At 62.9% G+C, this 24,175-nt stretch carries 39 protein-coding genes, 1 tRNA gene and 2 pseudogenes; 21 read left to right on the forward strand and 21 right to left on the reverse strand.

Annotated features, from left to right (window positions below):
• Positions 1–206: 206 nt before the first annotated feature.
• The 21 genes from EOA85_RS00005 to EOA85_RS00105 all read right to left on the reverse strand — a co-directional run bounded on the left by EOA85_RS00005 (position 207) and on the right by EOA85_RS00105 (position 11,536).
• Positions 207–1,331: a tyrosine-type recombinase/integrase gene (locus EOA85_RS00005; RefSeq protein WP_245485537.1), complete on the reverse strand. Its 1,125-nt coding sequence runs from the start codon at positions 1,329–1,331 to the stop codon at positions 207–209.
• Positions 1,332–1,352: 21 nt separating this feature from the next.
• Positions 1,353–1,592 (reverse strand): hypothetical protein, encoded by a 240-nt coding sequence (locus tag EOA85_RS00010; protein WP_127207858.1) that lies wholly within the window; start codon positions 1,590–1,592, stop codon positions 1,353–1,355.
• Positions 1,589–2,302: a hypothetical protein gene (locus EOA85_RS37995; RefSeq protein WP_206523214.1), complete on the reverse strand. Its 714-nt coding sequence runs from the start codon at positions 2,300–2,302 to the stop codon at positions 1,589–1,591. The genes EOA85_RS00010 and EOA85_RS37995 overlap by 4 nt, the downstream gene beginning before the upstream one ends.
• A gap of 32 nt (positions 2,303–2,334) precedes the next feature.
• Positions 2,335–2,736 carry an HNH endonuclease gene (locus EOA85_RS00020; protein WP_127207859.1) on the reverse strand — a complete coding sequence of 134 codons (402 nt, stop codon included), beginning with the start codon at positions 2,734–2,736 and terminating at the stop codon, positions 2,335–2,337.
• Complete coding sequence (locus EOA85_RS00025; RefSeq protein ID WP_127207860.1) at positions 2,736–3,218, reverse strand: hypothetical protein; 483 nt, start codon at positions 3,216–3,218, stop codon at positions 2,736–2,738. Before EOA85_RS00025 ends, EOA85_RS00020 begins: the two co-directional genes overlap by 1 nt.
• Positions 3,215–3,817 (reverse strand): hypothetical protein, encoded by a 603-nt coding sequence (locus tag EOA85_RS00030; RefSeq protein WP_127207861.1) that lies wholly within the window; start codon positions 3,815–3,817, stop codon positions 3,215–3,217. Before EOA85_RS00030 ends, EOA85_RS00025 begins: the two co-directional genes overlap by 4 nt.
• Positions 3,814–4,272 carry a hypothetical protein gene (locus tag EOA85_RS00035; RefSeq protein WP_127207862.1) on the reverse strand — a complete coding sequence of 153 codons (459 nt, stop codon included), beginning with the start codon at positions 4,270–4,272 and terminating at the stop codon, positions 3,814–3,816. Before EOA85_RS00035 ends, EOA85_RS00030 begins: the two co-directional genes overlap by 4 nt.
• Entirely contained in the window at positions 4,269–4,547 is a 279-nt protein-coding gene (locus EOA85_RS00040; protein WP_127207863.1) for a hypothetical protein, read from the reverse strand. The genes EOA85_RS00035 and EOA85_RS00040 overlap by 4 nt, the downstream gene beginning before the upstream one ends.
• Positions 4,547–5,677: a phage Gp37/Gp68 family protein gene (locus EOA85_RS00045; RefSeq protein WP_127207864.1), complete on the reverse strand. Its 1,131-nt coding sequence runs from the start codon at positions 5,675–5,677 to the stop codon at positions 4,547–4,549. The genes EOA85_RS00040 and EOA85_RS00045 overlap by 1 nt, the downstream gene beginning before the upstream one ends.
• Positions 5,678–5,681: 4 nt before the next feature.
• Positions 5,682–6,770 carry a phage recombination protein Bet gene (bet, locus tag EOA85_RS00050; RefSeq protein ID WP_127207865.1) on the reverse strand — a complete coding sequence of 363 codons (1,089 nt, stop codon included), beginning with the start codon at positions 6,768–6,770 and terminating at the stop codon, positions 5,682–5,684.
• A 29-nt stretch (positions 6,771–6,799) separates the two neighbouring features.
• Positions 6,800–7,435, reverse strand: coding sequence for a 3'-5' exonuclease (locus tag EOA85_RS00055; protein WP_127207866.1), 636 nt, complete (start codon positions 7,433–7,435; stop codon positions 6,800–6,802).
• 40 nt (positions 7,436–7,475) lie between these two features.
• On the reverse strand, positions 7,476–7,829 hold the full coding sequence (locus tag EOA85_RS00060; RefSeq protein WP_127207867.1) for a hypothetical protein: 354 nt from the start codon (positions 7,827–7,829) through the stop codon (positions 7,476–7,478).
• Positions 7,829–8,842 (reverse strand): hypothetical protein, encoded by a 1,014-nt coding sequence (locus EOA85_RS00065; RefSeq protein WP_127207868.1) that lies wholly within the window; start codon positions 8,840–8,842, stop codon positions 7,829–7,831. Before EOA85_RS00065 ends, EOA85_RS00060 begins: the two co-directional genes overlap by 1 nt.
• On the reverse strand, positions 8,839–9,120 hold the full coding sequence (locus EOA85_RS00070) for a hypothetical protein (RefSeq protein WP_127207869.1): 282 nt from the start codon (positions 9,118–9,120) through the stop codon (positions 8,839–8,841). The genes EOA85_RS00065 and EOA85_RS00070 overlap by 4 nt, the downstream gene beginning before the upstream one ends.
• Entirely contained in the window at positions 9,117–9,335 is a 219-nt protein-coding gene (locus EOA85_RS00075) for a hypothetical protein (protein WP_127207870.1), read from the reverse strand. The genes EOA85_RS00070 and EOA85_RS00075 overlap by 4 nt, the downstream gene beginning before the upstream one ends.
• Entirely contained in the window at positions 9,332–9,670 is a 339-nt protein-coding gene (locus tag EOA85_RS00080) for a hypothetical protein (RefSeq protein ID WP_127207871.1), read from the reverse strand. Before EOA85_RS00080 ends, EOA85_RS00075 begins: the two co-directional genes overlap by 4 nt.
• A 4-nt stretch (positions 9,671–9,674) precedes the next feature.
• Complete coding sequence (locus EOA85_RS00085; RefSeq protein WP_127207872.1) at positions 9,675–9,935, reverse strand: hypothetical protein; 261 nt, start codon at positions 9,933–9,935, stop codon at positions 9,675–9,677.
• Positions 9,935–10,276: a hypothetical protein gene (locus tag EOA85_RS00090; protein ID WP_127207873.1), complete on the reverse strand. Its 342-nt coding sequence runs from the start codon at positions 10,274–10,276 to the stop codon at positions 9,935–9,937. The genes EOA85_RS00085 and EOA85_RS00090 overlap by 1 nt, the downstream gene beginning before the upstream one ends.
• A complete protein-coding gene (locus EOA85_RS00095; protein ID WP_127207874.1) occupies positions 10,273–10,461 on the reverse strand; it encodes a hypothetical protein in 189 nt (62 codons plus the stop codon). The genes EOA85_RS00090 and EOA85_RS00095 overlap by 4 nt, the downstream gene beginning before the upstream one ends.
• 131 nt (positions 10,462–10,592) lie before the next feature.
• Positions 10,593–11,060 carry a hypothetical protein gene (locus tag EOA85_RS00100; protein ID WP_127207875.1) on the reverse strand — a complete coding sequence of 156 codons (468 nt, stop codon included), beginning with the start codon at positions 11,058–11,060 and terminating at the stop codon, positions 10,593–10,595.
• Between the two features lie 134 nt (positions 11,061–11,194).
• On the reverse strand, positions 11,195–11,536 hold the full coding sequence (locus EOA85_RS00105; RefSeq protein WP_127207876.1) for a helix-turn-helix transcriptional regulator: 342 nt from the start codon (positions 11,534–11,536) through the stop codon (positions 11,195–11,197).
• A gap of 70 nt (positions 11,537–11,606) precedes the next feature.
• Between EOA85_RS00105 and EOA85_RS00110 the strand changes: the two genes are divergently transcribed.
• From EOA85_RS00110 to EOA85_RS00200, 21 genes and pseudogenes are all read left to right on the forward strand, one after another.
• Positions 11,607–11,864: a YdaS family helix-turn-helix protein gene (locus EOA85_RS00110; RefSeq protein WP_127207877.1), complete on the forward strand. Its 258-nt coding sequence runs from the start codon at positions 11,607–11,609 to the stop codon at positions 11,862–11,864.
• Positions 11,861–12,022, forward strand: coding sequence for a hypothetical protein (locus EOA85_RS37170; RefSeq protein WP_164759420.1), 162 nt, complete (start codon positions 11,861–11,863; stop codon positions 12,020–12,022). The genes EOA85_RS00110 and EOA85_RS37170 overlap by 4 nt, the downstream gene beginning before the upstream one ends.
• Positions 12,022–12,297: pseudogene (locus EOA85_RS40025) on the forward strand (DUF2312 domain-containing protein); the annotation flags it as partial. The gene EOA85_RS37170 and the pseudogene EOA85_RS40025, both read left to right, overlap by 1 nt.
• An 897-nt stretch (positions 12,298–13,194) precedes the next feature.
• Positions 13,195–13,749 carry a hypothetical protein gene (locus EOA85_RS00120; RefSeq protein ID WP_127207879.1) on the forward strand — a complete coding sequence of 185 codons (555 nt, stop codon included), beginning with the start codon at positions 13,195–13,197 and terminating at the stop codon, positions 13,747–13,749.
• A 49-nt stretch (positions 13,750–13,798) separates the two neighbouring features.
• Positions 13,799–14,038 (forward strand): annotated as a pseudogene (locus tag EOA85_RS00125) (DUF2303 family protein); the annotation flags it as partial.
• A 102-nt stretch (positions 14,039–14,140) separates the two neighbouring features.
• A complete protein-coding gene (locus tag EOA85_RS00130) occupies positions 14,141–14,506 on the forward strand; it encodes a hypothetical protein (protein ID WP_245485538.1) in 366 nt (121 codons plus the stop codon).
• Positions 14,506–15,234: a sigma-70 family RNA polymerase sigma factor gene (locus tag EOA85_RS00135; RefSeq protein WP_127207881.1), complete on the forward strand. Its 729-nt coding sequence runs from the start codon at positions 14,506–14,508 to the stop codon at positions 15,232–15,234. The genes EOA85_RS00130 and EOA85_RS00135 overlap by 1 nt, the downstream gene beginning before the upstream one ends.
• Positions 15,231–16,676, forward strand: coding sequence for a site-specific DNA-methyltransferase (locus EOA85_RS00140; protein WP_127207882.1), 1,446 nt, complete (start codon positions 15,231–15,233; stop codon positions 16,674–16,676). Before EOA85_RS00135 ends, EOA85_RS00140 begins: the two co-directional genes overlap by 4 nt.
• A complete protein-coding gene (locus EOA85_RS00145) occupies positions 16,673–17,230 on the forward strand; it encodes a GcrA family cell cycle regulator (protein WP_127207883.1) in 558 nt (185 codons plus the stop codon). The genes EOA85_RS00140 and EOA85_RS00145 overlap by 4 nt, the downstream gene beginning before the upstream one ends.
• On the forward strand, positions 17,227–18,054 hold the full coding sequence (locus tag EOA85_RS00150; RefSeq protein WP_127207884.1) for a hypothetical protein: 828 nt from the start codon (positions 17,227–17,229) through the stop codon (positions 18,052–18,054). Before EOA85_RS00145 ends, EOA85_RS00150 begins: the two co-directional genes overlap by 4 nt.
• Positions 18,051–18,260 (forward strand): hypothetical protein, encoded by a 210-nt coding sequence (locus tag EOA85_RS00155; RefSeq protein ID WP_127207885.1) that lies wholly within the window; start codon positions 18,051–18,053, stop codon positions 18,258–18,260. Before EOA85_RS00150 ends, EOA85_RS00155 begins: the two co-directional genes overlap by 4 nt.
• Positions 18,257–19,072: a hypothetical protein gene (locus EOA85_RS00160; protein ID WP_127207886.1), complete on the forward strand. Its 816-nt coding sequence runs from the start codon at positions 18,257–18,259 to the stop codon at positions 19,070–19,072. The genes EOA85_RS00155 and EOA85_RS00160 overlap by 4 nt, the downstream gene beginning before the upstream one ends.
• Positions 19,069–19,935, forward strand: coding sequence for a helix-turn-helix domain-containing protein (locus tag EOA85_RS00165; protein WP_127207887.1), 867 nt, complete (start codon positions 19,069–19,071; stop codon positions 19,933–19,935). The genes EOA85_RS00160 and EOA85_RS00165 overlap by 4 nt, the downstream gene beginning before the upstream one ends.
• A 17-nt stretch (positions 19,936–19,952) precedes the next feature.
• Positions 19,953–20,489, forward strand: a complete 537-nt coding sequence (locus EOA85_RS00170; RefSeq protein WP_164759421.1) for a transcription termination/antitermination NusG family protein — start codon at positions 19,953–19,955, stop codon at positions 20,487–20,489.
• Complete coding sequence (locus tag EOA85_RS00175) at positions 20,486–20,830, forward strand: hypothetical protein (RefSeq protein ID WP_127207889.1); 345 nt, start codon at positions 20,486–20,488, stop codon at positions 20,828–20,830. Before EOA85_RS00170 ends, EOA85_RS00175 begins: the two co-directional genes overlap by 4 nt.
• Positions 20,827–21,003, forward strand: a complete 177-nt coding sequence (locus tag EOA85_RS37175; RefSeq protein WP_164759422.1) for a hypothetical protein — start codon at positions 20,827–20,829, stop codon at positions 21,001–21,003. Before EOA85_RS00175 ends, EOA85_RS37175 begins: the two co-directional genes overlap by 4 nt.
• 158 nt (positions 21,004–21,161) lie before the next feature.
• A tRNA-Met gene (locus tag EOA85_RS00180) sits at positions 21,162–21,238 on the forward strand.
• A gap of 57 nt (positions 21,239–21,295) precedes the next feature.
• A complete protein-coding gene (locus EOA85_RS00185; RefSeq protein ID WP_127207890.1) occupies positions 21,296–21,610 on the forward strand; it encodes a hypothetical protein in 315 nt (104 codons plus the stop codon).
• An 85-nt stretch (positions 21,611–21,695) separates the two neighbouring features.
• Positions 21,696–21,992, forward strand: coding sequence for a hypothetical protein (locus EOA85_RS00190; RefSeq protein WP_127207891.1), 297 nt, complete (start codon positions 21,696–21,698; stop codon positions 21,990–21,992).
• A 7-nt stretch (positions 21,993–21,999) separates the two neighbouring features.
• A complete protein-coding gene (locus EOA85_RS00195; RefSeq protein ID WP_127207892.1) occupies positions 22,000–22,623 on the forward strand; it encodes a hypothetical protein in 624 nt (207 codons plus the stop codon).
• Positions 22,577–24,163 carry a hypothetical protein gene (locus tag EOA85_RS00200; protein ID WP_127207893.1) on the forward strand — a complete coding sequence of 529 codons (1,587 nt, stop codon included), beginning with the start codon at positions 22,577–22,579 and terminating at the stop codon, positions 24,161–24,163. The genes EOA85_RS00195 and EOA85_RS00200 overlap by 47 nt, the downstream gene beginning before the upstream one ends.
• Positions 24,164–24,175 lie beyond the last annotated feature (12 nt).

A 24,175-nucleotide genomic window follows, 5' to 3' on the forward strand; every position in this document is an offset into this window, starting at 1 on the left:
ATGAGCCTGGCGTCAGGACGGATTCTCATTTTGGGGTTTCCAACTCTAGGCGGAACGTTGCGGAAACCGATCTTGGAAACCGGCCATCCAAGCGACTGAATTTGTTACCTATCGTAGGAACCGCTTGCTTCTTGCATATTGAACAATTCCAATGGCTTAGAAACAGGTTTCCAAAAGGTTTCCAGAACAGGTTTCCATCGGTCATTTCACGACCGAAATTTTCGGCTGCTCCGGGCTTCCTCGATCTTCGTTACCTTCTCCATGGCCTTCACCGCAAGCCTGGTCTGCGAGGCTTCTCGGCTGTAGAGCTCGGCATAGGCAATGTTCTTGTGGCCGAGTATCTCCATCAACTGTCGCGTCGATGCGTCTGCCTCGGCCAGCTTGACGCCAAGGGCCTTGCGCAGGCCGTGCATCGTGTACCCTGGCTCGATCCCGGCGTCCCTGCACCAGTCGGCCATGCGCGTGCTGAGAGAGCCGTCCGTGTATGCGCCGCCCCGCGATGAGACCAGCACTGTCTCGGTATCTCTCGACAGCGGTGCGAGTTCGCGATCGAGCATTGGCGTCATTGGCAGGAACAGTTTCTTGCCGCGCTTCCGCCCCTTGAACTGGACGAACTCGAATCCGTCGACGGTGTGAATCTCCCCGTCGGCCGCAATGTGCTTCGTTGTTTGGTGATCCCAGCGAAGCCGGGTGATGTCGCTCACGCGGTTGCCGAGCCAAAGCGCCAGGGCGTAGGCGGTGCGCTGCCGTGTGCCAACTTCCCATCTGGCCTCGTATTTCGCCATGATCTCGAGCGGCCACGCTTTGTGGCCATCGGTCTGCGGGTTCCGCGTCATCTTGTAGGTTGGATCGACCTCGATCCATTCCTCGTCGATCGCCACCATGATCAGCTTGCGAAGGCAGATCAGAACGATGCGTTCCATGTGCGGTGTATCGCGGAAGGCGGACAGGATCGACTTGACATGGGAGCGCTTCAGATCCTCGACGGGCCCATCACCGAGCATCATCTTGCCGCCGGCCGGCATTGACAGGATGCGCTCGATCGTCTGCTGATAGCGGGTGCTGCTCTTGTCATCGAGCGCAAGCCATTCATCGGTCTTCTTCAGCAGACGGTAGGCGGCTTTGAGGCTTCGCGGGCTGGCGCTGCCCGGCATCTGCACAACGGGCGCTGGCCGTCCAAGGACGGCGTTCTGGTAGGCTTCGTCGAACTCCGCAGTGTGCGGCTCGCCCGGCAGCATCACGTCCTTCTTGCCGCTTCTGCGCAGGCGCCAGCGCACCTTGCCATGACGCGTCGTCATGTCGGAAACGCCGGGGTAGTCAGGATGCTTCATGGCGGGACCATAGCGCGCCGGCTATTTCACCGAATAGAGGCCGTCGAAGAAATTTCTGTGGCCATCTTCGGGGATATCGGTAAAGGCGAGGTCGACTGCGACGCGGTCCCACACGGTCCGCCCGTCCAGGCGCTTCGGCTTCGGCATCCGGCCGTCCTTGACCATTTCGTCAAATTTGGTCGCGCCGACGCCGATGTAGCGCGCCGCTTCGTCTCGGGACAGCCCGCGCGGCGGATATGCGATAGGATCAGATCGCGTCATCCCTGCCTCCCACTTGCGGGAGAGACTTGACCGGCGAGGCGGTCGAGCCGTTCGATTTCAGCGGCTATGAGGGCGCCAGCCTTGACGAGATCGCGGCGGCGGTCGGTGGGTTTCCACCAATCAAGCGACCAAGGCCATCTGCTTGGCGCGCGGTCCAATGAGATAAAGCCATGGCCTTTGGCGGAAGCGGCATAGCACGCTGCGGCGGCCGCTAGTTCACCGGCGCTGTGTGCGTCGTCATGCTCTGGCGTCCAGCCTTCGGCGCTGATCTGCCTCTGGCGTTCGGATGCAATGTCAGCAATCGCGCTGCTCACCATATCTCCCGGCACTGCCTGGGCAGGGGCGAGGGCAACAGGCAGCGCTGACCCTACAGGCCTGGCGGCTTGCTTCGCCCTGATCTTGTCTACCTTGGTCCAGATACGTGCCAGCTCGGTTTCGCCGGCCTCGTGCATGTCGAGATCGTGGGCTAGGCAGTATGCCGCCAGCGTGATCTGAACGCCGCCGGCTTCTTGGGATGGCTCGCCGGCTTCGCGGTTCCAAACATAGTCCCGCAGAGCCAGCACGCGAGCCGGATCGTAGCCGCCCGACTGCAAGAGTTCGAAGACTTCCTCCAAGAGCCTGTCGCCGCGCTCCACCTTGTCGGCGCTAATCTCGGGGCCGAAGCAGGCCATCATCCACGGCTGGACGCGGGCCTGAAGCGATTCGTTCACCGCTGCCTCAGCGGGGGCAGATGTCGGGTCGGTCATGCGGTCCTCGCGGTGTAGAGCGACCGACGCGGGCACGCATGGCCCTTCGGTGCTGGTTTCTCGGGTTTTGGTGGGCCGGGGATAGAGCGCTTCGGCTTGGTGATCCCGATGTGCTTCTTGCGCACCGCGGCGACCTTGGCCTTGTCGGTGACGTCGGCAGCGGTCTTGACCGTGTGGCAGGGCTTCTTGTGGATCGGAGCGAGATTGGTTTCCCGGTTCTCGCCGCCGTTGATCAGCGCCTTGATGTGGTCTGTCTCGTGAGCCTGGTGCGGCTTCTGAATCGGTTGGCCGCAGAAATGGCAGATGCCGTTGTCACGATCGAACACGCGCTGGCAGACGCGCGGCGGCGCCTTGGTGTTGTCGGTCTTGCCAACCCACTCTTTGACGGCGCGCGCCATCAGGCGGCCCTTCCCATGTGGTTGGCCTGGCTGGTGAACCGGCCGTCGACAATCTCGATGATCTGGTCGCGAAGCTTTTCCCAATTCTCGCCGTCGCCGAGCAGGCGGTGGCAGATCGCGAACACCGCCCGCTCGAAAAACCGCAGGAACGCCGCCTGGTCCATGCTGACGAAGGCGATCGACTTCGGCACGTAATGCGGATTGCCCATATGGTCGATCGAGGTCTTGACGTGGCCGGTGGCGTATTTGATCCAGTCGAGCAGGGTTTCCTCGTCGCCCTCCCATGCGCCGCCGTCGATGACGTGGCGGATCAGCAGGAAGAGCATCCGGTGATGCCGGACGTTTCGCGGGGTGTGGATCTCGGTCAGGACCTCCTTGCCGCGCTTCATTGCGAGCAGCATCTCGAATCCGTCGTTATCGCACGGCACCAGGCAGTGCATGCCGGCGATGACGTCGTGGCGGAAGGCTGCTTTGGAGGTCATGCTGCAATGCCTCTCTGGCCCAGCAACTCGATCTCCATCATGCCCGGGTAGCAGGCGGGCGATCGGCCCCGGATCTGTTTGACCATCTTGACCAAGTCGAGCTCATAGCCGTGGGCGCGAAGGAACAGGTACAAGTCGGCCGCGGTTTTGGTCGGATGCGTCAGAAGGCGGTCGAAGGTCAACGCGATCGATGGCAGGCGCCCCTTGGCGCCGATCGCGGCCATGTTTGGCGCTCGGTCACTGCGTAAACCGCTGACCATCGCGCGGAGCGTCTGCCGGTTCGACGCTACCGGACCGCCGAAACCACGCACCATCTTTATCTGCGACCTGGCCTGCTCGACGACACCGCGATCGAGCCAGATGACGATATGGTTCGGCATGGCGCCGATCGGCAGCCTGGCCGGGTCAATGAGTTTGATGGCGGTACCGCGTAGAGCGGCGAAGGCTGCCGGGTCAAAGCTGCCGAACATGCTGGCGCTGGTTTCGAAGGCCGGCCAGTCGCCGATGCATTTGACGCCGCCGGCCTGCAGCATCTGCATCATGAGCGACGTGCCACAGCGGCCGAGGCCAGCGACGACGATGGCGGGGAGTTTTGTCATGATGTCCAATCCCAAAAGCCCTGCGCGCCCTTGGCCGGTCTGATCGGCTCGATCAATACGATGTCGGTCAGCGGCCAAGCCCAATTGCTGTGCGCCTGCCTGTCGCTGTCGTTCACCTTGCCGCCAAATTCCGGGATGATGGCAGTGCCGAGCTTCGGCTGGCCGAGCACGGCCGTACCGAGGATCGAGGCGAGCGGCAGGGCGAGCGGATTCGAGTGCCAGCGTTCGAGCATTGCCAGAGCTTCCGGCTTCAAAGCCGTCGACCACGGTTCAGCCGAGCGCAGGCGCAAGATCAAGTCTGCTATCTCGGCCTTCTTGACCGGCCGCGCACCGGCGTGGATGGCAATCCGCTGGCCGATGATGGCCTTCGGAGCGTACCAGCCGCGGAACTCGTAGGGCTTGACGCCGCCCATGATCAGCGTCGCCCAGGGCTGCCAGATGGTCAAAGCTTTCATCGGATTTCCCTCACGCTGAAGCTCGGGCGCGGCTTGGCCTCGTCGACCTCGTCGCCGAGCACGACCACAGGCAGACGAAGCTCCTGCGCGTCGCTCGACAGCGTCGGATGCGTCCAACTGACGCCCATGGGCAGATCGCAGAAGAACACCAGCGGCTTGTCGCAGTTGATGCACTTGCCGGTGATGTCGGCCTGCTTGATCGTGTCGTCCTCGAAGCGGGCCACGTTGATCTGGAACGAGAAATCCAGATGCGGGCATTGCGATGAACCGCTCATCAGCGCGCCTCCGGCATGGCGTTGTGTTCGATGCCGTCGAGCAGGCGGCCGGCGGCTTTCTTGCCGACGCGGTAGACCGAATGCAGTCGCGCCTGATCGTGATTGGCGCGGATTGCTTCGCCGCGACGCTTCCCGTCCGGATAAGCCAGATCGGTTGAACGGTAGAGCGTGCCATCGTCGGCCAGGGCGTGCATCTCGTGACCGCCGAAGACAGGTTCCTCCAAGCCCCACGCGCCCCACTGCTTGAAGAAGAACGGCACGCCGGCGGCGGCACACTGGTCGCGGATCGAGCGGGCCCAGGCGGGATGCATCGGCCGGGCGCCGGGGCCGCTCTCGCCGCCGACGATGATCCAGTCCAGCCCGGTCACGCCGTCACAATCATTCGAATAGGCCGAGGCGCTATCGCTGTTCTCGACCCAAGCCTCCGCCGTCAGCGAATTGGCCCGAATATCGGCGTCGTCGTCTCGCCAGCAAATCGATGTGAAGTCGATCGGCCCTAGAAGCGGTTCAGCTGAGACGAAGCGAATCGCAGCCGGCGTCATCAGCAGATGCGGGATCCGTTCGTCAGCCTCCTGCTGCCGCTCGGCTGAGACGCCAAGCCAGACGTTGGGGAAAGGCCAATCTTGCTCCTCCATCCAGCCGGCAGCGCATGGCGAGCGAGTGATGTCGCACGCGATCTGGTCGAACCGCCTCGGGGTATAACCGTGCTCGCCGGCCGCACGGAGCTCGGTGTCGATCTTCTCGAAATACTCCCGCATGCGCTTTGCGCGCTTGGTCAGCACCTGAAACGTGTGCTGCGGCGCCAGCGCCATGATGGCGAAAACCTTGTCGATCCACTCGTCTGGCACGTTCTCGGCGAACAGGTCGCCATGGGCGCAGACGAAGATCCGGCGCGGCTGCTTCCACTTCAATGGCTGATCGAGCCATTGCTCATTGAGCCGAACCTCGCCGGTCCAGACCGGCCCGGCCTTGGTGTCGCGCGTGAGGCCCCTGCGGCTTTCGATGTGCTTGAGCCGCGTTCCAGCCAGTTTCATCGCATAGCAATTGGTGCAGCCGGGGGAGACGATGGAGCAGCCGACGATGGGATTCCACGTCGCGTCGGTCCATTCGATGTGCGTACCGTCGGCCATGATATCAGCCACCGTTCAACGGATGCTGCGCCAAAGCCTGGCGCTCTTCCTCGCTCATGCTCACGCGGTCGAAGTGGCGCGACATGATAGCAACCAGCCGGTCCCAATCCGGCGGAAACAGCGTCTCCTGCAGGTGGACAAACTCGGAGTGGATCTCGCCCCAATCGCCTTCGTCCTGGGCCTTGCTGAACCGCTCTTCGGCGTCTTTCAGCATGTCGTCGGGATTGGCGAACTCGGTCTTGGCCGGCGCCGCTGCGGCCTTCTTGGCGGCCGGCGGTGGCGGCGCGACGATCTCTTCTCCGACGATCTCGGCGTCGACGACATCGCCTTCCACGATCTTGCTGTCGATCTCGACAGTTTCATCGGTCGGCGCGGCGATCTTCGCGGCAGGAGCAGGCGGTGGCGCCGGCGGCAACGTCGCCTCATGCTCGATGAGCGTGCGGCCTTCCATCTCTTCGGCCGCGTACATCGAGCCGACCTCTTCGGGGAAGGCTTTGCGCAGCGCGGCGGCCTCGACGCACTTGTCCAGCTGGCCGCGCGGGCGCTTGCCCCACATATCGTTCGGCACTTCCATCTTGCCGACCGAGGCGTAGGTTTCCTCCCAATAAATCTTGGTGTGGAAGGCTGCCTTTTCGCCATGCACCCAGCGATAGACGACGACGCTCGCCCACTCAGGAAAGCGGACCGTCTTTGTGAATTTCTCGGTGCCGACCTTGCGCTGGTTCTCCCACTTGTCCTTTTCGCCGGTGAACGTGCGCTCGACCATCGGCCCGAAGATCACTTCGTCGATGCCGCCATAGTCGCCGGTGCGCGTGGCCGTGGTGCGGATTTCCGATATTCCGGGCCAGACCGTCTCGACCATCCTTTTCAGGGCGCTCGAATACATCGGCACGATGTGAACCGGCTTCTTGTAGATATCGAGCTTGCGGGCGCGGCAGTAGGACAGCGCCATGGAGATCGCCTCGACGCTCTGCGCCGCCGGGAATATCTGGTCGACGAGAACCCGCCACTCAGCGGCCCCGATTTCGAACTCCTTGGCGAGCGACGCTGCGATCGGCAAGCGGGAAGGCTGAAGGACAGTGACGGCGTTCATTGTTGCGGTTCCTCTCGCGGTGGCAGGTTTCAGGCGGCAGCCTGGTCGGGATGGTTCTTGGCGTAGTGGATCGCAGGCTCGGGCAGTATCCCGAGCGCCAGCATCTTGCGGAACACGTCGGCGGTCGCCCTGGCATCGCAGCCGGCGTCATGGGCGCGCTGGTTGACGATGCCGAAATGCGTGCAGATGTCGGACAGCTTCGGGAAGCCGCCCTTGCCGCTGGCCTTCTGGACGCCGAGATTCATGCTCGAGCGCATCAGGCAGACGTTCAGCGTCTTTTCGAAGCGATCGTCGAGCCCGGCGCGGCGCAGCTCGCCGCGCATTTGCTTGAGATCGAACTGCGCATGGTAGGCGACCATCACATAGCCGGCGTCGACGACGCGGGCATACTGGTCGAGCACATCGAGCACCGAGGCGCCGTGCTCATGCAGGAACTCGGTCGTCAGCCCGTTCGCCGCGCTTGCCTCCGGCGTCATCTCCCAGCCGTCCGGCTTGACGAACAGGTCGATCGCGCGTTCCTCGACGAGGTTGTCGTCGAGCAGCACGATGCCGAGTTGCGCCAGGCGCGGCTGGCTGGGATCGTCGGCGGGCACCGGCTTGCCGTCGGCATCCTTGAAGCGAAAGAACCCGTTGGTTTCGGTGTCGAACACGGCATATTTGGTCATGCGGCTTCTCCTGGTTGCCCTTCGGTGGGCTCGTTGAAATTCAATAAGGGATGGGATCTGGCGCTATCGGCGGCGGCTCTGGCTCGGCCGGCACAGCCTCGGGATCGATGCGCTGAACCTGCGGTGCCCACCACGTCGCGTAGTTGCCATCGCCGAACGACACCCAAAGGTGTTCCTCGCCGATCGCCAGCACGGTCGCGTGAGCGTGGCCCTTCTCAGGGCACCACACCGTGTCGCCGACGAGGATGTTTGGGCGGACCATGGTGACGTCCGACATCTCGACGAAAATGTCGTGATACGGCTCGACCTGAACCTTGATCTTGCCCTCGTGGACGTAGTCGCCTGCGATTACGCCTTGGATCGACACCCGGTCGCCTTTGCGGAATTTTGCCATCACGCGGCCCGCCTTTCCTCGACGGCTTTCATGCCGGGAACCTGGACGCCGGATTTCGCTGCACGGTTGGCGAGCGTCTGGATGACCTCGCGGACCTCTGGACGGTCCTTGAGCGCCATCACCAGCGCGTCGTAGTCGGTGATTTCGGCGGTCACGAAGGTGCGCAGCGAAACCTTGGCGCCGGTCCTGCCTGCGCCGGAATTGCGCGCTTCGGTGTCGCGCTGCGCGTCCGCAGCCTTTTCGGCCAGGCGGTCGGCTTCGCGCGCGGCCTCTTCGGCAAAGTTCGAGGCAACGCCGGGCGCGGCTGCCGCTTCGGCCGCCTTGAGTGCCGCGGCTTCGGCCTCGCGCCGGACCTTGTCGGCTTCCTCGCGTGCCTTGCGCTGACGTTCCTGCTCGATGCGGTCCTGCTCGCGCAGAAAGTCGTCGAGATGACGCTTGAGCTTCTTCGACAGCGCGTCGGCGTCTTCTTTCAGGCCGCGCCACTTGTCGTCGACGGCGCGGCCGGCATCGAGATGCGGCTGCTTCTCGACCTTGTGCAGATCGGTCGCGCGCTTGGCGATCGTCGCCAGCCGCTTCGACCAGACCGCGGCCCGGTCGGCGTCGTCCTTGGTCTGGATCGGCTTGCGCAGGAAGGTGACGGCGAGCTCGGTTTCGGCCAAAAACTCGGCCGACAGTGCCTCGTGCGGATCGTCCGACTTCGGCAGGTTGTGGCCGATCGCCGGCGGATCGTCGGGCCACTGGCCGCCGGCCGCGACGGCGCGGTAGATTTCTTCCGAAACCGGATGCTCGCAACAGAACGTCCAGGTGCTGTTGGCGTCGACGCGGCGGTTGGCGACGGTCGCCACCATGCCGGCGTCGGTTGGCCAGATCGCGACCGGCACCCACGGACCGTCCTTGTGCGCCCGCTTGCGGTAGAAACCGGGCTGCGGCTCGTCTTCGTGGATCTTGAGCTTGCGCCCGATTTCATGCGGGCTCTCGAGCGCTTCGCGCCACCAGTCGTAAGACCACATCATGCCGCCATCCTCCTGTTTTTCCTGTCGTCGTAGATTGCGAGCCACCACGCGATGATCGCGGCCCGGTAGGGCTCGCCGACGCGCTGGTCGTTCGGGTCGCTGGCCTCGCGCTCGATCCAGCGCAGGCGCTGTGTGTGGTCGCCGAGGTAGATCATCATGCGGAAGGCGTCGGCGATCTGCATGTCGACCGCGTAGCAGCCGGTCGAGCCGGCCGGCGGCACATCGGCGTGCCATTCCGACCACATCGCCAGGGCGTCGATAATGCTTGGTCCGGTCATGCGCGTGCGGCCTTCCTGTCGTTCTGCCGGGCGGTGTCGCGCGCCGCGCGAATGGTGCGGTCGACATGGTCCTCGCCGACGGTCAGAAGGTTTGAAATATCGGCGGTGCAGAACTGGCCGCTCGACCACAGGACGATTGCCGCCATGGCGAGATCGCCTGAAAGAAAGCCGCCAGATGCGCGGTCCTTGCAGCGGCATTCGCGGGCGCCGGTCATGGCTGCACCTGCGCAGCGCGCTCGTGCTTGGTGATGGCGTCTGGCACGTTCTGGCAGACGCAATAATCGTCGGCACCAAGGCAGCCACAGCGCGCGCCTTGGGCCTTCTGCTCGGCACCAGTGAGGATGCGCTCGTCTGCCTTTTCGAAGCGCTTGGTGCTTTTGTTATAGACGATCCGCCCCGGCTGGGCCTGCATTGCGTCGCGCAGATCGTAAGAAGCCTGCGGCGTCGAAACCCCGAACTTGGCCTGGATATGCTCGCGGTTGATGAAGCCGAAAATCTCGACCGTCTCGGCTATCCATGCGATGCGTGCGCGCTTGAACCAGTCGCTCATCGTCTCAATCCCCGCTGTCGTATGACATGTCGCAACCGCAGTGCTTGCACTCGCCGCGATGGTTGCCACGGTTCGATTGCTCGCGGGTCGCTGTTTCGATGCGCTCATGGCCGGGGCAGGCCGCCTCACGTGCAACGCGGGCCTGATAGCGAATGGCGAATATCTGCCCGTCTGGATCAAGCAGGCCGATTTCCTCTTCGGTCAGCAGGCCGACCGGCGTGCGGCGAACGCGGGCGATGCGCTCTTCCGGTGTCTCGACCGACATCACAGCTTCTCCCGATCGCGATAGTCGGAATAGCCATCCGGGCTGTGCTGGAAGTCGACGAGGTCATCGCGGCGCGTCACCTGCGACAGCGCGAACTCACCATCGGCATAGGCGACAAAAGCCTTGAGTACCGCGAAGTCGCCAGGGTCGAGCATCTGCGCATAGCGGTTGCCGCCATGGACTGACGTGGAAATCTTCCCGGCGGCGCGGGCCAGTGCAGCCAGGCGTTCGGCCTTCTGCTGGCCGAAGTCGATGACGCTCGGGGCGATGTTGATGGACGGAGCGGCGCACTTCGCCAGCGTCTCGGCAAGCAGTGCGACCTGGGCGGCGATGGCGCTCATGACGCACCGCCATTCGTCTTGCGACGTTTGTTCCAAGCCTTGATAGCCGCCGCGTAGGTCGACTTTTCCGGCCCGGTCGCGTTGCAGTCCTCGCAGCGAACAACCGCGCCGCCATTCAGGTCTTCAACCTTCGAGCCGGCGCGGATCGGGTGTTCGAACGGGCATTTCTCGATTTCGGTGGCCATCGGGCTCTCCCTCTGTGTCGAAGGAAAGCGTCGCATACAAATGTAGGCGCGTCAAACGGAAAGTTCTACAAACGTAGACAGACCGCACAAAAAAATCCCGACTCGCGAGAGCCGGGACAGTCCAGGGTGGTTCAGTTGGCCGTGCGTCTGCTGATGTCGGCTACGTCTTGAAGGATGGCGGCAAGTTTCTCTGGTGATTGGCGCACCACGAGCGGCAGCCGATCGTCCGCGAAACGCAAAACGAAGAGCCTGTCGCCGGTATCGCCATCAACATAGACGTCAGTCTCGGCTGGACTGACGGCAGTGCGTAGGAGGTCATCGAAGGCGCGAACGCCAGCATCCTTTTTCATCGATTGCCGGTAGTGCATCAGGATTGCGGTGTTGCGAATCTCGATGTCTGCGGCGGCGATCTGTGACAGCGATACGCTCAGGCCGATAGGTCCATTAGATGTGCGTAATGTAATGGTGGCGTCGTCGCCGTCGGGGTGAACTATCGATCGAATGCCTAAAAGCTCTAGGAGCTCCGGACGCTGCTTAATGTCAATTTCAGTCGAAGAAGTGCTGCCGGCCGCGTGGCCGCCGCTGGAAGATATTGTCATTTCTGTGAGATTCCGCCCTGCTACTTTATTGCCCTTACGGGATCGACACTCAGAACCGGTGGGCTGAAATGCAAATCACGAAACGCAGCGGCGTTAACTAATCCCCACAATTAATTTATATGGGTAACAAACCGTTACTGATCGCTGCGCTGCTTCTCGTTGTCGATGAGCGCGTTGATCTGGGCCTTGAGCCGGTCGGCGACTTCAGGCCGAAAACCGCGAAGCTGCTTGTCGATGCTGACCTTCGCGATCTCCTTCTGGCCCTTGCCTGTAAGCAGCCAGTCGTGATCGACATTGAAGGCGGCGGCGATAGCTGATGACCATTCGGATTTCTTGCTGCTGCGGGATTCGATCTTCTCGATCGTGACGCGCGGGCACTCTATGCCGGCTGCCTTCGTGACGCGGTCGGCAAGCTCCTGGAGCGACCAGTTCCGCGCCGTCCGTTCTTCTCTGACCCTGTCGCCGAAATTTGCCATGTCTACAAAGGTATCGCTTTATTTGCCTACAATGGTATTGACACTCCCGCCTACATTTGTATGGTGAGCCATGGACGAGAACCAAATCACTAAGGTCAAGGCCGAGCGGCGAGCCGCCCTTTCATCTGCCTGCACGGCAGTTGGTGGCGAGGCGAAGTTGGCGGAACTGATCGGCAAGACGCGCAGCCACGTCACGACGTGGAAATACAGGGGCATGATCCCTGCGGACCAGGTCATCCCGATCGAGCAGGCGTCCGGCGTATCGCGCCATGTCATGCGGCCGGATGTATTTGGGCCAGCGCCCGACCAATCGGAGGAAGCAGCATGAGCTTCGTGGTCTTCATCGCCGGCCTGCTGCTGTCGTGCTTTGCCGGCTGGCGCATGGCCAACGGCATCCACCCGCCGCAGACCAACCTGACGCTCGGCGTCGTGGCGTTCACCGGATACGCGGTGATGCTGGTCGCCTTCATCTTCGTGAGGAACTGATGATCCGCAAATCCAAATCCGAGCCGGTCCGCGAAGAGACGATCATCACGTCGCAGACCGCCGCCGCAGGCCAACTGCGCGCGTTCTTCGAACGCTGGCAGCGGTTGGAGGAAGAGAAGCAGACCATCTCGGACGATCTCAAGGAAATGTTCGCCGAGGCCAAAGGCACCGGCTTCGATACCAAGGCGATGCGCGCCGTGTTCCGCGACAAGATGAAGGATCAGGCCGAGTTGCAGGAAAACGAGGCCATCTACGACCTTTACTGGACTGCGCTTGAACAGCCTCCCGCGCGTCCCGCGCCTGCGCACGTAGAAAACATTACGCAATTTCCGCGCGCCGTGAAGGCCAAGCCCGCTGACGGCGGCGCCGACATCACGATGAAGCACACCAACATCGCGACCGAATTGCCGCCGCATGACGCCGAAACTGGCGAGATCCTCGACGACAAGCCGGAAACCATTCCGTCGCAGACCCAAGCAGACGATGCCGTGCCGTCTGGCGACCAGAGCACGGCAACCATTTCCGAGACCCAAGAGAGGCCCTCGACCAACGATGAGGCATCCCCGGAGGCAGGTCCGCAAGCCGAAGCCTCCCTTGTCGGGATCGATACCGGGATGCTTGCGGATCGTGAGGGCCGCAACGAAGGGGAGGCGGCTCCGGTCGACCTCCCCACCAATTCCGAAATTAAACCTGACCCGTCCCTTTCGGAGGCTCACGACGGCGAGCCTAAGCCAAGCCCGGCACCGAGCAGCGCTAAAAGCGAGGTTGCTCATAGCCTCGTCGGTCAGGTCGGCGAAGAGCCGGGATGTCATGTCGGGAGCAATGCCGGGCAAGCCGTCACCATTTCTGATGCGGACGTACCGGCCTTTCTCAAGGCTGGTGTGACGCAGGCAATCACCAGGCTCCGTCCACATTGCCTCAACCCTTCGGAGTGCGCCGGCTACGGCCGGGTGCACTGCCACAAATGCACGACCGCCATGGAGGCCAAGTCGTGATGTCATTCCTGCCGCCGCATCCCCCCGCCCAACCGCCAGCGACGGCAGGAGTCCGCGGGAACGCCGTGACGCTGACCAACCCCTGTCACTCCGGCGTTCCCGCTTCCACCTTCAACGGGAGGGGACGACTCCCGGCTGAAGTCCTTGTTTTCGTCCTGCGGTGCGCACCTTCGCACGATGCGCATCGCGATCTTTCCGACACTCTCCATCGCCATCCAACTGTTGTTCCTGTTCTTGGAGGCCATACCCATGCATCTGTTACGTGCATGGCAGTCCCGTGTTTCCCGCGTTGCTGCCAACCAGAACCCGCCGCTTTTTTCGCTTCGGGTGATTTCGAACCGCGAGGATCCACGAGATCAATCGTGGAGCGAAACCGTGTTCAAATCTGCCAATACCGATCCGCAAACTTACGGGAACCTTCCCGCAGAGTTGTTCGACCTTGCCGGGCTTATCGGCTGGCTTCGGTGCAAATTCCCGACCTCGACCGGCTACCACGTCGAGGCAATGACCGGGATCAGCGCGGCAACCGTACAAAACTGGCTCGATCGCCGGTCGAGACCGTCGGCGGAACATTTCTCGATGTTGCTGTGCGTCTACGGCCCGTCGCTGTTCAAAGCGGCGGTAAGGCGCCCGGCTGAGTGGGTCGATCGTGCCTGCGAGGCTGAACGCCTCGTCGAGATCGACGGTGAGATCACTCGGCTAGCTAAAGAGCGGGCCGCACTGGTGAGGTAATCCGGCAACCTTCAATGCCGGTTTCGGACGTGAAGAGGAAACCGACCAGACCTCGACCAAGAACGGCAAGATCACCGTTCCCGACCTGATCACCATCGTCTGCCCGGTGTTTCAGGGCGGGGAGGTTCGGCAGTTCCAGGCACGGCTTCGCTACAAGATCGATCGCGGCGAACTGACTTTCAAGATTGCGATCATGAACCGCCAGAACGGCGAGCAGGCGGCGTTCCAGGACGTCGTCTCGGCTGTGTCGGACGCCACCGGCCAGCCGGTGTTCTACGGCGCACCGTGATCGGCTCGATCAAAGACATCCTCGCCCGCATGGAAACGGGCGGGGATCTGGACGGCGAGGCGCGGCGCTTCGTCGATGGACAATACGGGGACGAAGATGCGGATGATATCGACGAAGGCCGTCGCGTTCACAACGCTCGGTCTTATAGCGTGGGTCGGCCTGGTCGGGCTGGCAATCGTTTTCGGGACACGGCCGGCCGATCCTCATGAGGCCACGCCCACGGCGGCAGCGCCGCAGGGATGGACGTATCCATTCTCATGCTGCAGCGGCTACGACTGCCGCGAGGTCAAGGACACCGCCATCATTGAGGGCGCCCGCGGCTACGAAATCCGCCTCACCGGCGAACTAATCCCGATGACAGACCCGAAGGTCAAGCCCAGCCCTGACGGCAGGTTCCATCACTGCACCCAAGCTGGCGCGGCCGACGGCAAGACCATCTGCCTGTTTGTGCCGCCGAGGGGGTTCTGATGGCCCGGCCCCGCTCAAAGCCCTTTCTCACCCGAGAGCAGGAACAGGCGCTCGCCATCCGCTGGCGCGACCATCGCGACGAGGCGGCGCTGCACCAGATCGTTGAGGCGCACCGGCCGCTTGTTCTCACCATCGCCAAGAAATTCGCCAGATCGCCGGTGCCGAGCGAAGACCTGATCCAGGAAGGCAACGTCGGCCTGATGATTGCCGCCAAGAAGTTCGAGCCGGAGCGCGGCCTGCGCTTTTCAACCTACGCGCAATGGTGGGTCCGCCACGAAATCACCGAAGCCGTCATTCGCGGCACGACGGCGGTCAAGCCGCCGCTCACCAACAAGACCAGGGCACAGTTCTTCCGAGGCCATCGCATCGTCAAGGAAACCTCGATGGAGGCGCCGAGCCGCACGGCCGACGGCGAAGGCCAGGCTTACGCCAACATCCTGCCGGATACCGCGCCGCTGCCCGACGCGATCGCCGAAGCCTCGATCGACGGCGAGCGCCTATCGGCAAAGCTCGCCGGCGCGGTCGGCAAGCTCAAGGGCCGCGAGAAGGTGATCATCGAAGCCCGCTGGCTGTCCGAGGAAGGCTCGACGCTGGAAACCCTCGCCGGCCTGCTCGGCATCTCCAAGGAGCGCGTGCGCCAGATCGAGCATGTCGCCTTCGGTCGGCTGCGCAGTGTGATGAGCGGCACTGCGCCAACGCAGCGTCGCCGGACGGCGGTCAGCGCTTGAGCCCGCAGATGTTCCTCGATGGTCGTGTCGCGCTCTACGTCGGCGACTGCATCGCCATGCTCGACACGATGGAGCCCGACTCCGTCGACTGCGTGGTGACGTCGCCGCCCTATTGGGGACTGCGCGACTATGGCGTTGCCGGGCAGATCGGGCTCGAGCCGACGCTTGGCGAGCATTTGGCCGTCATGGTCGCCGTGTTCGAGGCCGTGCGCCGTGTCCTCAAGCCAACCGGGACGCTGTGGATCAACTATGGCGACTGCTATGCGACGTCGCCGAATGGCCGCTCGGCCGCCGACACCAAGGCGACTGGCAATGATGACCGGACCTTCCGCGACAAGCCGTTCTCGACAGTCGGGCCGATCACCACCGGCGCCCTTCCACGCGCCGGCCGATCTGAAAATAAGGGGAACACGGCGTCTGACGGCGTTCGCCGCAACTATGCAGGCGATGGCTACCTGAAGCCGAAAGACCTCTGCATGATCCCGAACCGGCTGGCGATTGCCCTGCAGGACGCCGGCTGGTGGGTCCGCTCGGAAATCATATGGGGCAAGAACAACCCGATGCCGGACAGTTCCGGCGCCTACCGGCCGTCGACGGCTCACGAGAAGATATTCCTCTTCACAAAGAGCGAAGATGCCGACGTCTGGCGCGCTCGCGACACAGGCGAGATTTCGTTCAACCCGGATTTGTCGGAACGCTGCCCGCTGATAACCGACCCAGCGCGTGAAGGAGCGCGCTGGCTGCGCATGGGCGCCTACTACGACGCGGAGACTGTCAAGCAGGGCAGGGCCGGCGACGAGGATGCGACCACCTACCGGGGCGGCTCTTATGTCGAAGGCCAGCCTGGGCCGCGTGCGGTGACTGGCAACAAGCGCATCAAGAAGCCTGACGGTTGGGACACCGGTCCCGGTGGCCACGGCTCCCGCCACCGCAACGGTCGTGAGGCGGGCAAGGTAATTGAAGTAGCGGACAAACAGACAGGCCATTCTCGCCGCCATGCCGGCTTCAATGAGCGCTGGGAGGCAGACGAGCAGAGGCGCAGCCTGACACCGCGCCATGACGGCCACATCAACCACACCGGGCTGGATGAACTTGGGCGAGGCGAGGGTCGCTACCTCCGCAACTACGAGCCGGCGCCGCTGTCTGTTTGGGAGATGGCGACACAAGCATTTTCCGACGCTCACTTCGCCACATTCCCGCCCGAGCTCGCCCAGCGCTGCATCCTCGCCGGCTGCCCGAAGGGTGGCCTCGTGCTCGATCCCTTCGGCGGCGCCGGCACCACCGCCCTGGTCGCCCTTCGCCACCACCGCCGCGCCGCGCTGATCGAACTGAACCCGACCTACGCCGAGATGGCTCGATCCCGCATCGAAACCGAATGGCGGGTGAAGCGGAAGCGCAAGCCAGACGTCGACCACGGTCCACTTTTCGGAGATGCAGCATGAACACCGGCAGCGGCTACACCGACGCTGAGATCGTCAGCATAGAGCAATGGCTGAAAGAGGGCCTGTCGGCGTTGAAGATCGCCGCCGAGTTCAGCGCCGTGCACGGCAGGGCCGTCTCGCGCAACGCCATCATCGGAATCGTCCACCGCAACAAGGTGCTGAACAAGATCGGGCTGGCTGGTCCCAAGGCCGGGCGATCCGGCGGACGGCCGAAGAAGGCCAAGCCGGAAGGCAGAGCGTGGAAACCATCGCCCTATCAACTCCCCGGGCGCATCCATGCCCAAGCCGTCACCGCCCTCGATTCCGAGCAGGCACCGGCCACCTTCGAATACCGATCGAGGCCAGCATACCATCCGCGACGCACGGCAGAGCCGCACCTGGTCGGCATGCGCTTCATCGACTGCCTGTTCGGTCGCTGCCGCTGGCCCGTCGACATGAGCCTGGACGCGCCGGCGACCAGCCAGTCGCTTTGCTGCGGCATGCCGGTCGGCGCCCTTGAGAGCTACTGCCGGTCCCATCAGGCGCGGCAGGTGAAGACCAAGGAAGCCGCATGAGCATTCTCCGTACCATCTCTCTCGGCGCTGGCGTTCAGTCGACAAGGCTTGTCCTTGGCGCTGCGCATGGCGAGTACGGCCATATCGACTGCGCGATCTTCTCCGACACCGGATGGGAGCCGCGAGCGGTCTACCAACACCTTGAGTGGTTGAGGTCTCCCGGCGTCCTGCCGTTCCCCGTTCATGTGGTCAGCGCCGGCGACATTCGGGCCGATGCTCTTGCCAGATCGAACACGACAGGCGGCCGGTTTGCGGCGATCCCGTGGTTCATGATCTCGCCGCGCGGCAAGAAGGGCATGGGCCGCCGCCAGTGCACGAAGGAATACAAGCTTCGACCGGTTCAGCGAAAGGTCGTCGAGCTCCTTGGAGGGAAGCGGCCGAAAGGCGGCGCCGAGGTCCTGATCGGCATCTCGACCGATGAAGCGTGGCGCAAAAAGCCGTCGCGCGTGCAATACATCGTCAACGGCCATCCTCTAATTGACGCCGGAACATCACGTCGCGACTGCTTCGACGATTTGGAGGCCATGGGCTATCCGGTCGTCCGGCCGGAAGACGCCACCGCCGATCGTCCTCAATGGCCGCCGAAATCCTCCTGCGTCGGCTGCCCATTCCATGACAACGATCAATGGCGCGCTCTCACCCGCGACGAATTTGCTGACGCAGTCGAGGTGGATAAAGCGATCAGGATCCAGCCAGGGTTTCGCGGCCAGCAATTCATGCATCGGTCGCTGAAGCCGCTCGACCAGGTCGACCTGTCGACCCCGGAAGAACGCGGCCAGCTCAATCTCTTCCTCAACGAGTGCGAGGGGATGTGCGGCGTATGAGCGAGCCCATCACCTACGCGACCAAGCTTCACTGCATCCGGCAGATGATCGTCGCCAAAAACGATTGGCTCGAGAAGTTCTCGACCGGCCGCAATAAGCGCCCCGACTACGAGGTCGAGGCCAAGCGCCACGAGGTCATCATCCTGAGGACGATCGAGCAAGACTACCGCGTCGCTGTTGAGGTCGAAGCGGGGAAGGTGGCATGACAAAGGTTCGCTTTTTTGTCGGTCTACACCATCCTGCTGACGCGCAGCACTTCGAAGCGGCTTGCATCAGCATTAATTGTTTGCGCGGGCGAAAGAAGCCGGTCGATTGCGACGAAGTGATCGTCGACAGTGGCGCCTTCACCGAACTGAACCTCCACGGCGGCTATCGCCACGGCGTCGAGGAATACGCCGCCGAGCTCTATCGGCTTCATACCGCTGGCGTCGTCAAGATCGCTGCCGCCGTCACCCAAGATTATATGTGCGAGCCGTTCATGCTCGCGAAGACCAAGGCGACAGGGGCATCGGATGGCACCATTGCCGATCACCAGCGCCTCACCATTGAGCGCTATGACGCTCTGAAAGCCGAACTGGACCGGCTCTTTGGTGGCAAATGTCCATTTCCGGTGATGCCGGTCCTCCAAGGCTACGCGCCTTCGGATTATGCCCGCCACGTTGAGATGTATGGCGACCGCCTGAAATTCGGTATGTGGGTGGGTGTCGGCTCAGTCTGCAAGCGCAACGGCGCTCCGGAGCGGATCGTTGAAGTCTTGTCGGCCATCCATGCGGTTCGTCCTGATCTTCGTCTTCATGGCTTCGGCATCAAGCAAACATCACTGCAGCATCCTGGTGTGCGCGCTCTGCTCGCCACGGCCGACAGCATGGCGTGGTCGTATGCAGCCCGTCGTCAAGGCCGGGACGGGAACTCGTGGCATGAGGCAAAGGCGTTCGCGACGAAGATTGAGGCAGCATCGAGCCGCGGTGCGGAATGGTGGCAGACGTCCCTGCCGTTCAATATGGCGGTGCCTGCATGAGCCACGCTGCCACCAATTGGGCGATCACCCAGCGCGGGCTTAAGCCGGCGACGCGCGTCGTCCTGTGGCACCTGTGCGACCGCCACAACCCCGACCAGGGCTGTTTCCCCTCTCAGGACAAGCTTGCCTACGACTGTGAGATGTCGCGCTCGGCGCTCAACGAGCACCTGAAAATCCTCGAAGCGAAGGGGCTGATCAGGCGAGAGCAGCGTATCAATCCGAAGACCAAGCAACAGGAATCGACCAGCTACGCGCTCGCTTTCGAGCCTGATTTCGTTAGTGCCTCCCAGTCGGTGGCGACACAAGGTGTGGTGGAGCCGTGTCCGGAAACAGGACACGGGGCCGTGTCCGGAAAACAGGCAGAGCCGTGTCCGGAAAATGCCGAAAGCCGTGTCCTGATTCCGGACACTAACCTTGTAAGGGAACCAGTAATTGAACCCCAGGAGGTGCGCGCAAGCGCGCCGTGGGAGGGAGGGTTTTCTATATTTTGGGATGAATGGCCTGTCCTGCTTCGTCCCGACAATCGTCACCACTGCGCCGGGATCTACCGCAACCTTTCGGAGGAAGCGCGAGCCGCTGCGATCGCCCAGGCCGCGACCTATCGCAGGCTGATGGCCTGCCGCAAGAAGCCGCCGCGCATGGTCACCTATCTGCGCGAGCGGCTGTTCGCCGAGCTCGACGGCGGCCCTGAGTTCGACGACGAGGGCCGGTTCATCATCACCCACGACCGGCCGGAGTGGTCGGCATGGCTCGGCAACATCCGCTCCCGCTTCGGCGAGCGCGGCGTTCAGTCGATCGTCAAGGGCGGACGTTACCTGGCGCCATCCCGATGGCCCGATCCGAAGGCACAAGCAGCAGCATGAACAACGAGGAAAAATTCATGAAATCCCCCCACTGGTACGTGATCCGTCCGACGTTTCGCGGCGAGATCCGCTGCGCCGACGAGATGAAGGCGGCGGAGATCGAGCACTTCCTGCCGATGTATGGCCGCTGGACGCTGGTCCGCCACACCAAGGGCCGCCGCAAGGAGGTTCGGCTGCCGTTGCTGCCGGGATATCTCTTTGGCCGCCTGTCCGGCGACGACTTCACCAAGCTGCACGACCGTCGCCACTTCCGCCATTTCGACGGGATCGTGAAGCCGCTCAACGCGCCGCGCCCGGTCTTTGTCGACGACGCGAAGATCGAGCAGCTGCGCGCCGAATGCGAGGCCGGCCGGTTCGACCAGGGCAAGGCTCGCAGCGGTGAGGGCTATCTGCCCGGCGATCGCATCCTGATCAACGAAGGACCACTTGCCGGCACATGGGCGACGTTCAAGGACGGCAGGACCAAGCCTGGCTGCGTCCGCGTCATCATCGACCGCATGTTCGGCAAGGATACCGTGACGCGGATCGAAGAAGCCTTCATCGAGGCGGCGTGATGAAGCACACCGCCTATATCGACTTCGCCTGCAACAACCCCGATAACGGCCTGTTTTCCGGGAAAGCCATGATGGCGACCTATGGCGACATCGAGCTTGAGGCGCCCGGCTGGCAGAGCTTCTCCTTCTCGACGGGAGTGGGGTTTATTCGCATCCATAGGCGCAACTTCAAGATCGTCGGGTCGAAGGACTGGTTCGGCAATTGGTGCTGGAATCGGTATGCGCTGCCGAGGTCAGAGGCGAAGCAACTTCTGGCAACGCTCCGCAAGAACGGCTGGCGGTGCACATGCGGGCCTGTGCGGTTCTATGACTGGTTCAATGGCAAAGGCGAGGCGGCGTGATGATCTGGCTCGTCTACGCCTACGTCTACCTCGCCGGTCTGATCCTCGCTACGCATGTGGCGTTCGACACGCTCGGCTGCTCGATGACGGGCAAGGCGATCTTCGTCATCCTGTGGCCGATCATCATCCCGCCGCTCTACGTGCTCGCGGTTTACCGGGCGGTGAGGGATTGAACATCCCAAGCCCTTGCAGCACAACGCAAATCAGTTTAATTCTCCGCACGGGACGACTTGCTGACCAGACCGCAGCCCTTCGGGGCCGAGCGACTAGCGTTTGTCCCCATCGGGATTGAGCCCATGCTCTCCCGGTGGCAGCGAAGCCATTCACTTTCCGCGGAGTAGCTCAGCCAGGTAGAGCTCGGGTCTCATAATCCCGCCGTCGGCCGTTCGAATCGGCCCTCCGCAACCAGTTCCCGACCGCGTGCGGGTCTACATGCGGAACTCCTCAAACCCCATGGAGACTGCAATGCGAATTTCCCGCATGCTTATGCCGTTCGCGAGCCTGGCCGTTGCCATCGCGCTTTCGTTCTTCGCCGCACCGTCGCCGAATTTCGACTACGGCGAGCGCGTCACCGCCGTCTCGTGGCAGGCGCCGGATCTCGGTCTGCCGGTGCTCTACCTGGTCGAGCACAGCGCCATCGTCGCCGACGCCAGCGCGATCCGAACGCCGGCCGATGCTCACAAGGCCGCTTACATCCGCGCCAACAACCCGCTTGCCGCATGGCGCACCGCCGCAGACGTGACCTTCAATCACATCGATCCGCACATCGCGGCCGGCTGATCCCGTAGAGTTTGACCCCAGCCCTTCGCCCTTAACCGGGCGGGGGCCTTTTTCGCAGCAGCAGCACGCACCAGGAGAAGCACCAATGTTCACCGTCAAGCATGTCCAGAACGCCGGCGTCGGCCAGCCGATCGAGAACCTGTACGAGGGCGACCGCATCACGGTCCATCCAGACCAAGGCAATCTCGGCGCGCTCGAAATCCGCATGGGCGAGGATACCGTCGTCGCGGCCCTGTGGGGCGGTGTCGCCTACGTCATGAACTCACACGGCAAGACCGTCGCCGTGCACCATCTGCCGCATCAGGGCATAGGCGACAACTTCAACCGCAAGACCGCCAGCCGCGCCGGCGAAGGCGCAACCGCCGCTTCCGTCGTCGGCTGACCGCATCGTGTCCAACCACGACAACAAGGGCAGGTTCACCAAGGGCAACAAGGCGGGCGTGCCTTTCGTCGTGGGGAACAGCACCGCAAAAAAAAATAGCGGGTATGATCCTTCGCTCGATGATCTCGCTCGCCGCTTCTGTTTGCTGACCAATGCGACAGATGAGAAGCTCGCCGAGTTCCTGCAATTCAGCGTCGCCACGCTGACAAAGTACAAACGGGACCATCCGTCGTTCGCAGCAGCCATTCGCGCGGGCAAGGAAAACGCCGACTTCGACGTCGCCGAAAGCACCCACTTCCGGGCAACCGGCGGCATGGTGTTCGAGACGCAGGCGGTCAAGGTCAAGGCCAAGGACGACCACACCGGCAAGGTGATTGAGCGCGTCGAGATCGTCGAGGTTCAGAAATACATCCCGCCTGACGTCCAGGCGCAGCGGCTATGGCTGATGAACCGTTCGCGCCACTGGCGCCCCGAGAACGACCAGCCCGACGCCAAACCCTCTCAGATCGTCAACAACACGACGATCAACAACACCACCGTGATTGTCGCCCAGGTGAAGGACGACCTTTCGGAGATCTTCGGCGATGCTCTCCCGCGAGCTTCTTCCGACGACACGCCTCGGGTCAATTGAGTTCTACGGCCGCTTCCTCGAGGCCGCAGCACGCAAGTCCGAGTACCACCTGACGCAAGCCAAGCGCTGGCTGTGCCGGAACGATCTGTTCTACCTGCTGACCGTCGGCTGCAAGCGCAAGGACATCAACCGCGACTGGCTGTTCGATCGCTGCCGTGAGGTCGAGCGCAACCCCAATGGCAACCTCGATCTGTGGGCCCGTGAGCACTACAAGTCGACGCTGATCACCTTCGGCCTGTCGCTGCAGGATATTCTCGCCAGCCACGGCGAGGACCCGGAGAAGCGCTACGGCGGGCGCGAGGTCACGATCGGCATCCTGTCGTTCAACCGGCCGACGGCGAAAGCCTTCCTTCGCCAGATCAAGTTCGAGGCCGAGAACAACGAAGACCTCAAGGCGCTGTTCCCCGACGTGATGTGGGGCAACCCGAAGTTCGACGCGCCGAAATGGTCCGAAGATGACGGCCTGATCTTCATCAGGAAGACCAACCCGAAGGAAGCCACGGTCGAGGCGCACGGCCTGGTCGACGGCCAACCCACCGGCAAGCACTATTTCATCCGGGTTTACGATGACGTGGTGACAAGGGAATCGGTCGGCACGCCCGACATGATCCTGAAGACGACCGCGGCGTGGGAGCTCTCGGACAACCTTGGCACCGATGGCGGCTGGGTCCGCACCATCGGCACCCGATACCATCTGTTCGACACCTATGCGGTGATGGTCGAGCGCGGCATACCAGCCCGCACCCATCCGTGCACGTCGGACGGCTCGGAGGACTTCAGCAAGGCGGTGCTGCTCTCGTCGACCGCGCTGTCAGACAAGCGCCGGATACAGGGCCCGTACACCTTCGGCGCGCAGATGCTTCTCAACCCGACCGCCGACCGGCAGCAGGGTTTTCGCGAGGAGTGGCTCAAATACTGGCCGGCGACGAGGGCGCACAATCTCAACGTCTACATCCTGGTCGACCCCGCTTCGAAGAAGAAGAAGACCAGCGACTACACCACCATGCTGGTGATCGGGCTCGGCGGCGACGGCAACTTCTACGTCCTCGACATGGTCCGCGATCGCCTCAACCTGACCGAGCGGCAAAAGACCCTGTTCCGCCTGCATCGCCAGTGGCGCCCGCGCGGCGTCGGCTACGAAGAGTACGGCCTGCAGGCCGACATCGAGCACCACAAGACGGTGATGGACACCGACAACTATCGGTTCGAGATCATCCCGCTTGGCGGCTCCATGGCCAAGGAAGACCGCATCAAGCGCCTGGTGCCGAAGTTCGAGAGCGGCCAGTTCTATCTGCCCGAGAGCCTGATCAAGACCGACTACGAGGGCAAGGCGGTCAACTTGGTCCGCACCTTCGTGCAGGACGAATACATGGCATTCCCGGTCTGCGCCCATGACGACATGCTCGATTGTGCGGCGCGGATCCTCGACGAGGACTTCCCGACTTCCTTCCCGATGCCTGACGAAGAGGCCGAGATGCCGAAGTGGATGCAGGACCTCGACATGGAAGCCCAGGCCGGCAGCGGCTGGGAAACAGCTTAACCAGGAGACGAC

The sequence above is a fragment of the Mesorhizobium sp. M5C.F.Ca.IN.020.29.1.1 genome (assembly GCF_003997375.1).
Lineage (GTDB): Bacteria > Pseudomonadota > Alphaproteobacteria > Rhizobiales > Rhizobiaceae > Mesorhizobium > Mesorhizobium wenxiniae.

Coding starts and splice junctions, on each gene's coding strand:
- EOA85_RS00150 (WP_127207884.1), top strand. CDS start 17,227: ATGAGCATTCTCCGTACCATCTCTCTCGGCGCTGGCGTTCAGTCGACA.
- EOA85_RS00170 (WP_164759421.1), top strand. CDS start 19,953: ATGAAATCCCCCCACTGGTACGTGATCCGTCCGACGTTTCGCGGCGAG.
- EOA85_RS00100 (WP_127207875.1), bottom strand. CDS start 11,060: ATGACAATATCTTCCAGCGGCGGCCACGCGGCCGGCAGCACTTCTTCG.
- EOA85_RS00065 (WP_127207868.1), bottom strand. CDS start 8,842: ATGATGTGGTCTTACGACTGGTGGCGCGAAGCGCTCGAGAGCCCGCAT.
- EOA85_RS00095 (WP_127207874.1), bottom strand. CDS start 10,461: ATGGCCACCGAAATCGAGAAATGCCCGTTCGAACACCCGATCCGCGCC.
- EOA85_RS00190 (WP_127207891.1), top strand. CDS start 21,696: ATGTTCACCGTCAAGCATGTCCAGAACGCCGGCGTCGGCCAGCCGATC.
- EOA85_RS00090 (WP_127207873.1), bottom strand. CDS start 10,276: ATGAGCGCCATCGCCGCCCAGGTCGCACTGCTTGCCGAGACGCTGGCG.
- EOA85_RS00130 (WP_245485538.1), top strand. CDS start 14,141: ATGATATCGACGAAGGCCGTCGCGTTCACAACGCTCGGTCTTATAGCG.
- EOA85_RS00145 (WP_127207883.1), top strand. CDS start 16,673: ATGAACACCGGCAGCGGCTACACCGACGCTGAGATCGTCAGCATAGAG.
- EOA85_RS00135 (WP_127207881.1), top strand. CDS start 14,506: ATGGCCCGGCCCCGCTCAAAGCCCTTTCTCACCCGAGAGCAGGAACAG.
- EOA85_RS00200 (WP_127207893.1), top strand. CDS start 22,577: ATGCTCTCCCGCGAGCTTCTTCCGACGACACGCCTCGGGTCAATTGAG.
- EOA85_RS00155 (WP_127207885.1), top strand. CDS start 18,051: ATGAGCGAGCCCATCACCTACGCGACCAAGCTTCACTGCATCCGGCAG.
- EOA85_RS00060 (WP_127207867.1), bottom strand. CDS start 7,829: ATGGCAAAATTCCGCAAAGGCGACCGGGTGTCGATCCAAGGCGTAATC.
- bet (WP_127207865.1), bottom strand. CDS start 6,770: ATGAACGCCGTCACTGTCCTTCAGCCTTCCCGCTTGCCGATCGCAGCG.
- EOA85_RS00025 (WP_127207860.1), bottom strand. CDS start 3,218: ATGACCTCCAAAGCAGCCTTCCGCCACGACGTCATCGCCGGCATGCAC.
- EOA85_RS00160 (WP_127207886.1), top strand. CDS start 18,257: ATGACAAAGGTTCGCTTTTTTGTCGGTCTACACCATCCTGCTGACGCG.
- EOA85_RS37170 (WP_164759420.1), top strand. CDS start 11,861: ATGAGCTTCGTGGTCTTCATCGCCGGCCTGCTGCTGTCGTGCTTTGCC.
- EOA85_RS00005 (WP_245485537.1), bottom strand. CDS start 1,331: ATGAAGCATCCTGACTACCCCGGCGTTTCCGACATGACGACGCGTCAT.
- EOA85_RS00110 (WP_127207877.1), top strand. CDS start 11,607: ATGGACGAGAACCAAATCACTAAGGTCAAGGCCGAGCGGCGAGCCGCC.
- EOA85_RS00020 (WP_127207859.1), bottom strand. CDS start 2,736: ATGGCGCGCGCCGTCAAAGAGTGGGTTGGCAAGACCGACAACACCAAG.
- EOA85_RS00105 (WP_127207876.1), bottom strand. CDS start 11,536: ATGGCAAATTTCGGCGACAGGGTCAGAGAAGAACGGACGGCGCGGAAC.
- EOA85_RS00035 (WP_127207862.1), bottom strand. CDS start 4,272: ATGAAAGCTTTGACCATCTGGCAGCCCTGGGCGACGCTGATCATGGGC.
- EOA85_RS00045 (WP_127207864.1), bottom strand. CDS start 5,677: ATGGCCGACGGTACGCACATCGAATGGACCGACGCGACGTGGAATCCC.
- EOA85_RS00010 (WP_127207858.1), bottom strand. CDS start 1,592: ATGACGCGATCTGATCCTATCGCATATCCGCCGCGCGGGCTGTCCCGA.
- EOA85_RS00070 (WP_127207869.1), bottom strand. CDS start 9,120: ATGACCGGACCAAGCATTATCGACGCCCTGGCGATGTGGTCGGAATGG.
- EOA85_RS00120 (WP_127207879.1), top strand. CDS start 13,195: ATGCGCATCGCGATCTTTCCGACACTCTCCATCGCCATCCAACTGTTG.
- EOA85_RS00030 (WP_127207861.1), bottom strand. CDS start 3,817: ATGACAAAACTCCCCGCCATCGTCGTCGCTGGCCTCGGCCGCTGTGGC.
- EOA85_RS00185 (WP_127207890.1), top strand. CDS start 21,296: ATGCGAATTTCCCGCATGCTTATGCCGTTCGCGAGCCTGGCCGTTGCC.
- EOA85_RS00075 (WP_127207870.1), bottom strand. CDS start 9,335: ATGACCGGCGCCCGCGAATGCCGCTGCAAGGACCGCGCATCTGGCGGC.
- EOA85_RS00165 (WP_127207887.1), top strand. CDS start 19,069: ATGAGCCACGCTGCCACCAATTGGGCGATCACCCAGCGCGGGCTTAAG.
- EOA85_RS00040 (WP_127207863.1), bottom strand. CDS start 4,547: ATGAGCGGTTCATCGCAATGCCCGCATCTGGATTTCTCGTTCCAGATC.
- EOA85_RS00085 (WP_127207872.1), bottom strand. CDS start 9,935: ATGTCGGTCGAGACACCGGAAGAGCGCATCGCCCGCGTTCGCCGCACG.
- EOA85_RS00055 (WP_127207866.1), bottom strand. CDS start 7,435: ATGACCAAATATGCCGTGTTCGACACCGAAACCAACGGGTTCTTTCGC.
- EOA85_RS00080 (WP_127207871.1), bottom strand. CDS start 9,670: ATGAGCGACTGGTTCAAGCGCGCACGCATCGCATGGATAGCCGAGACG.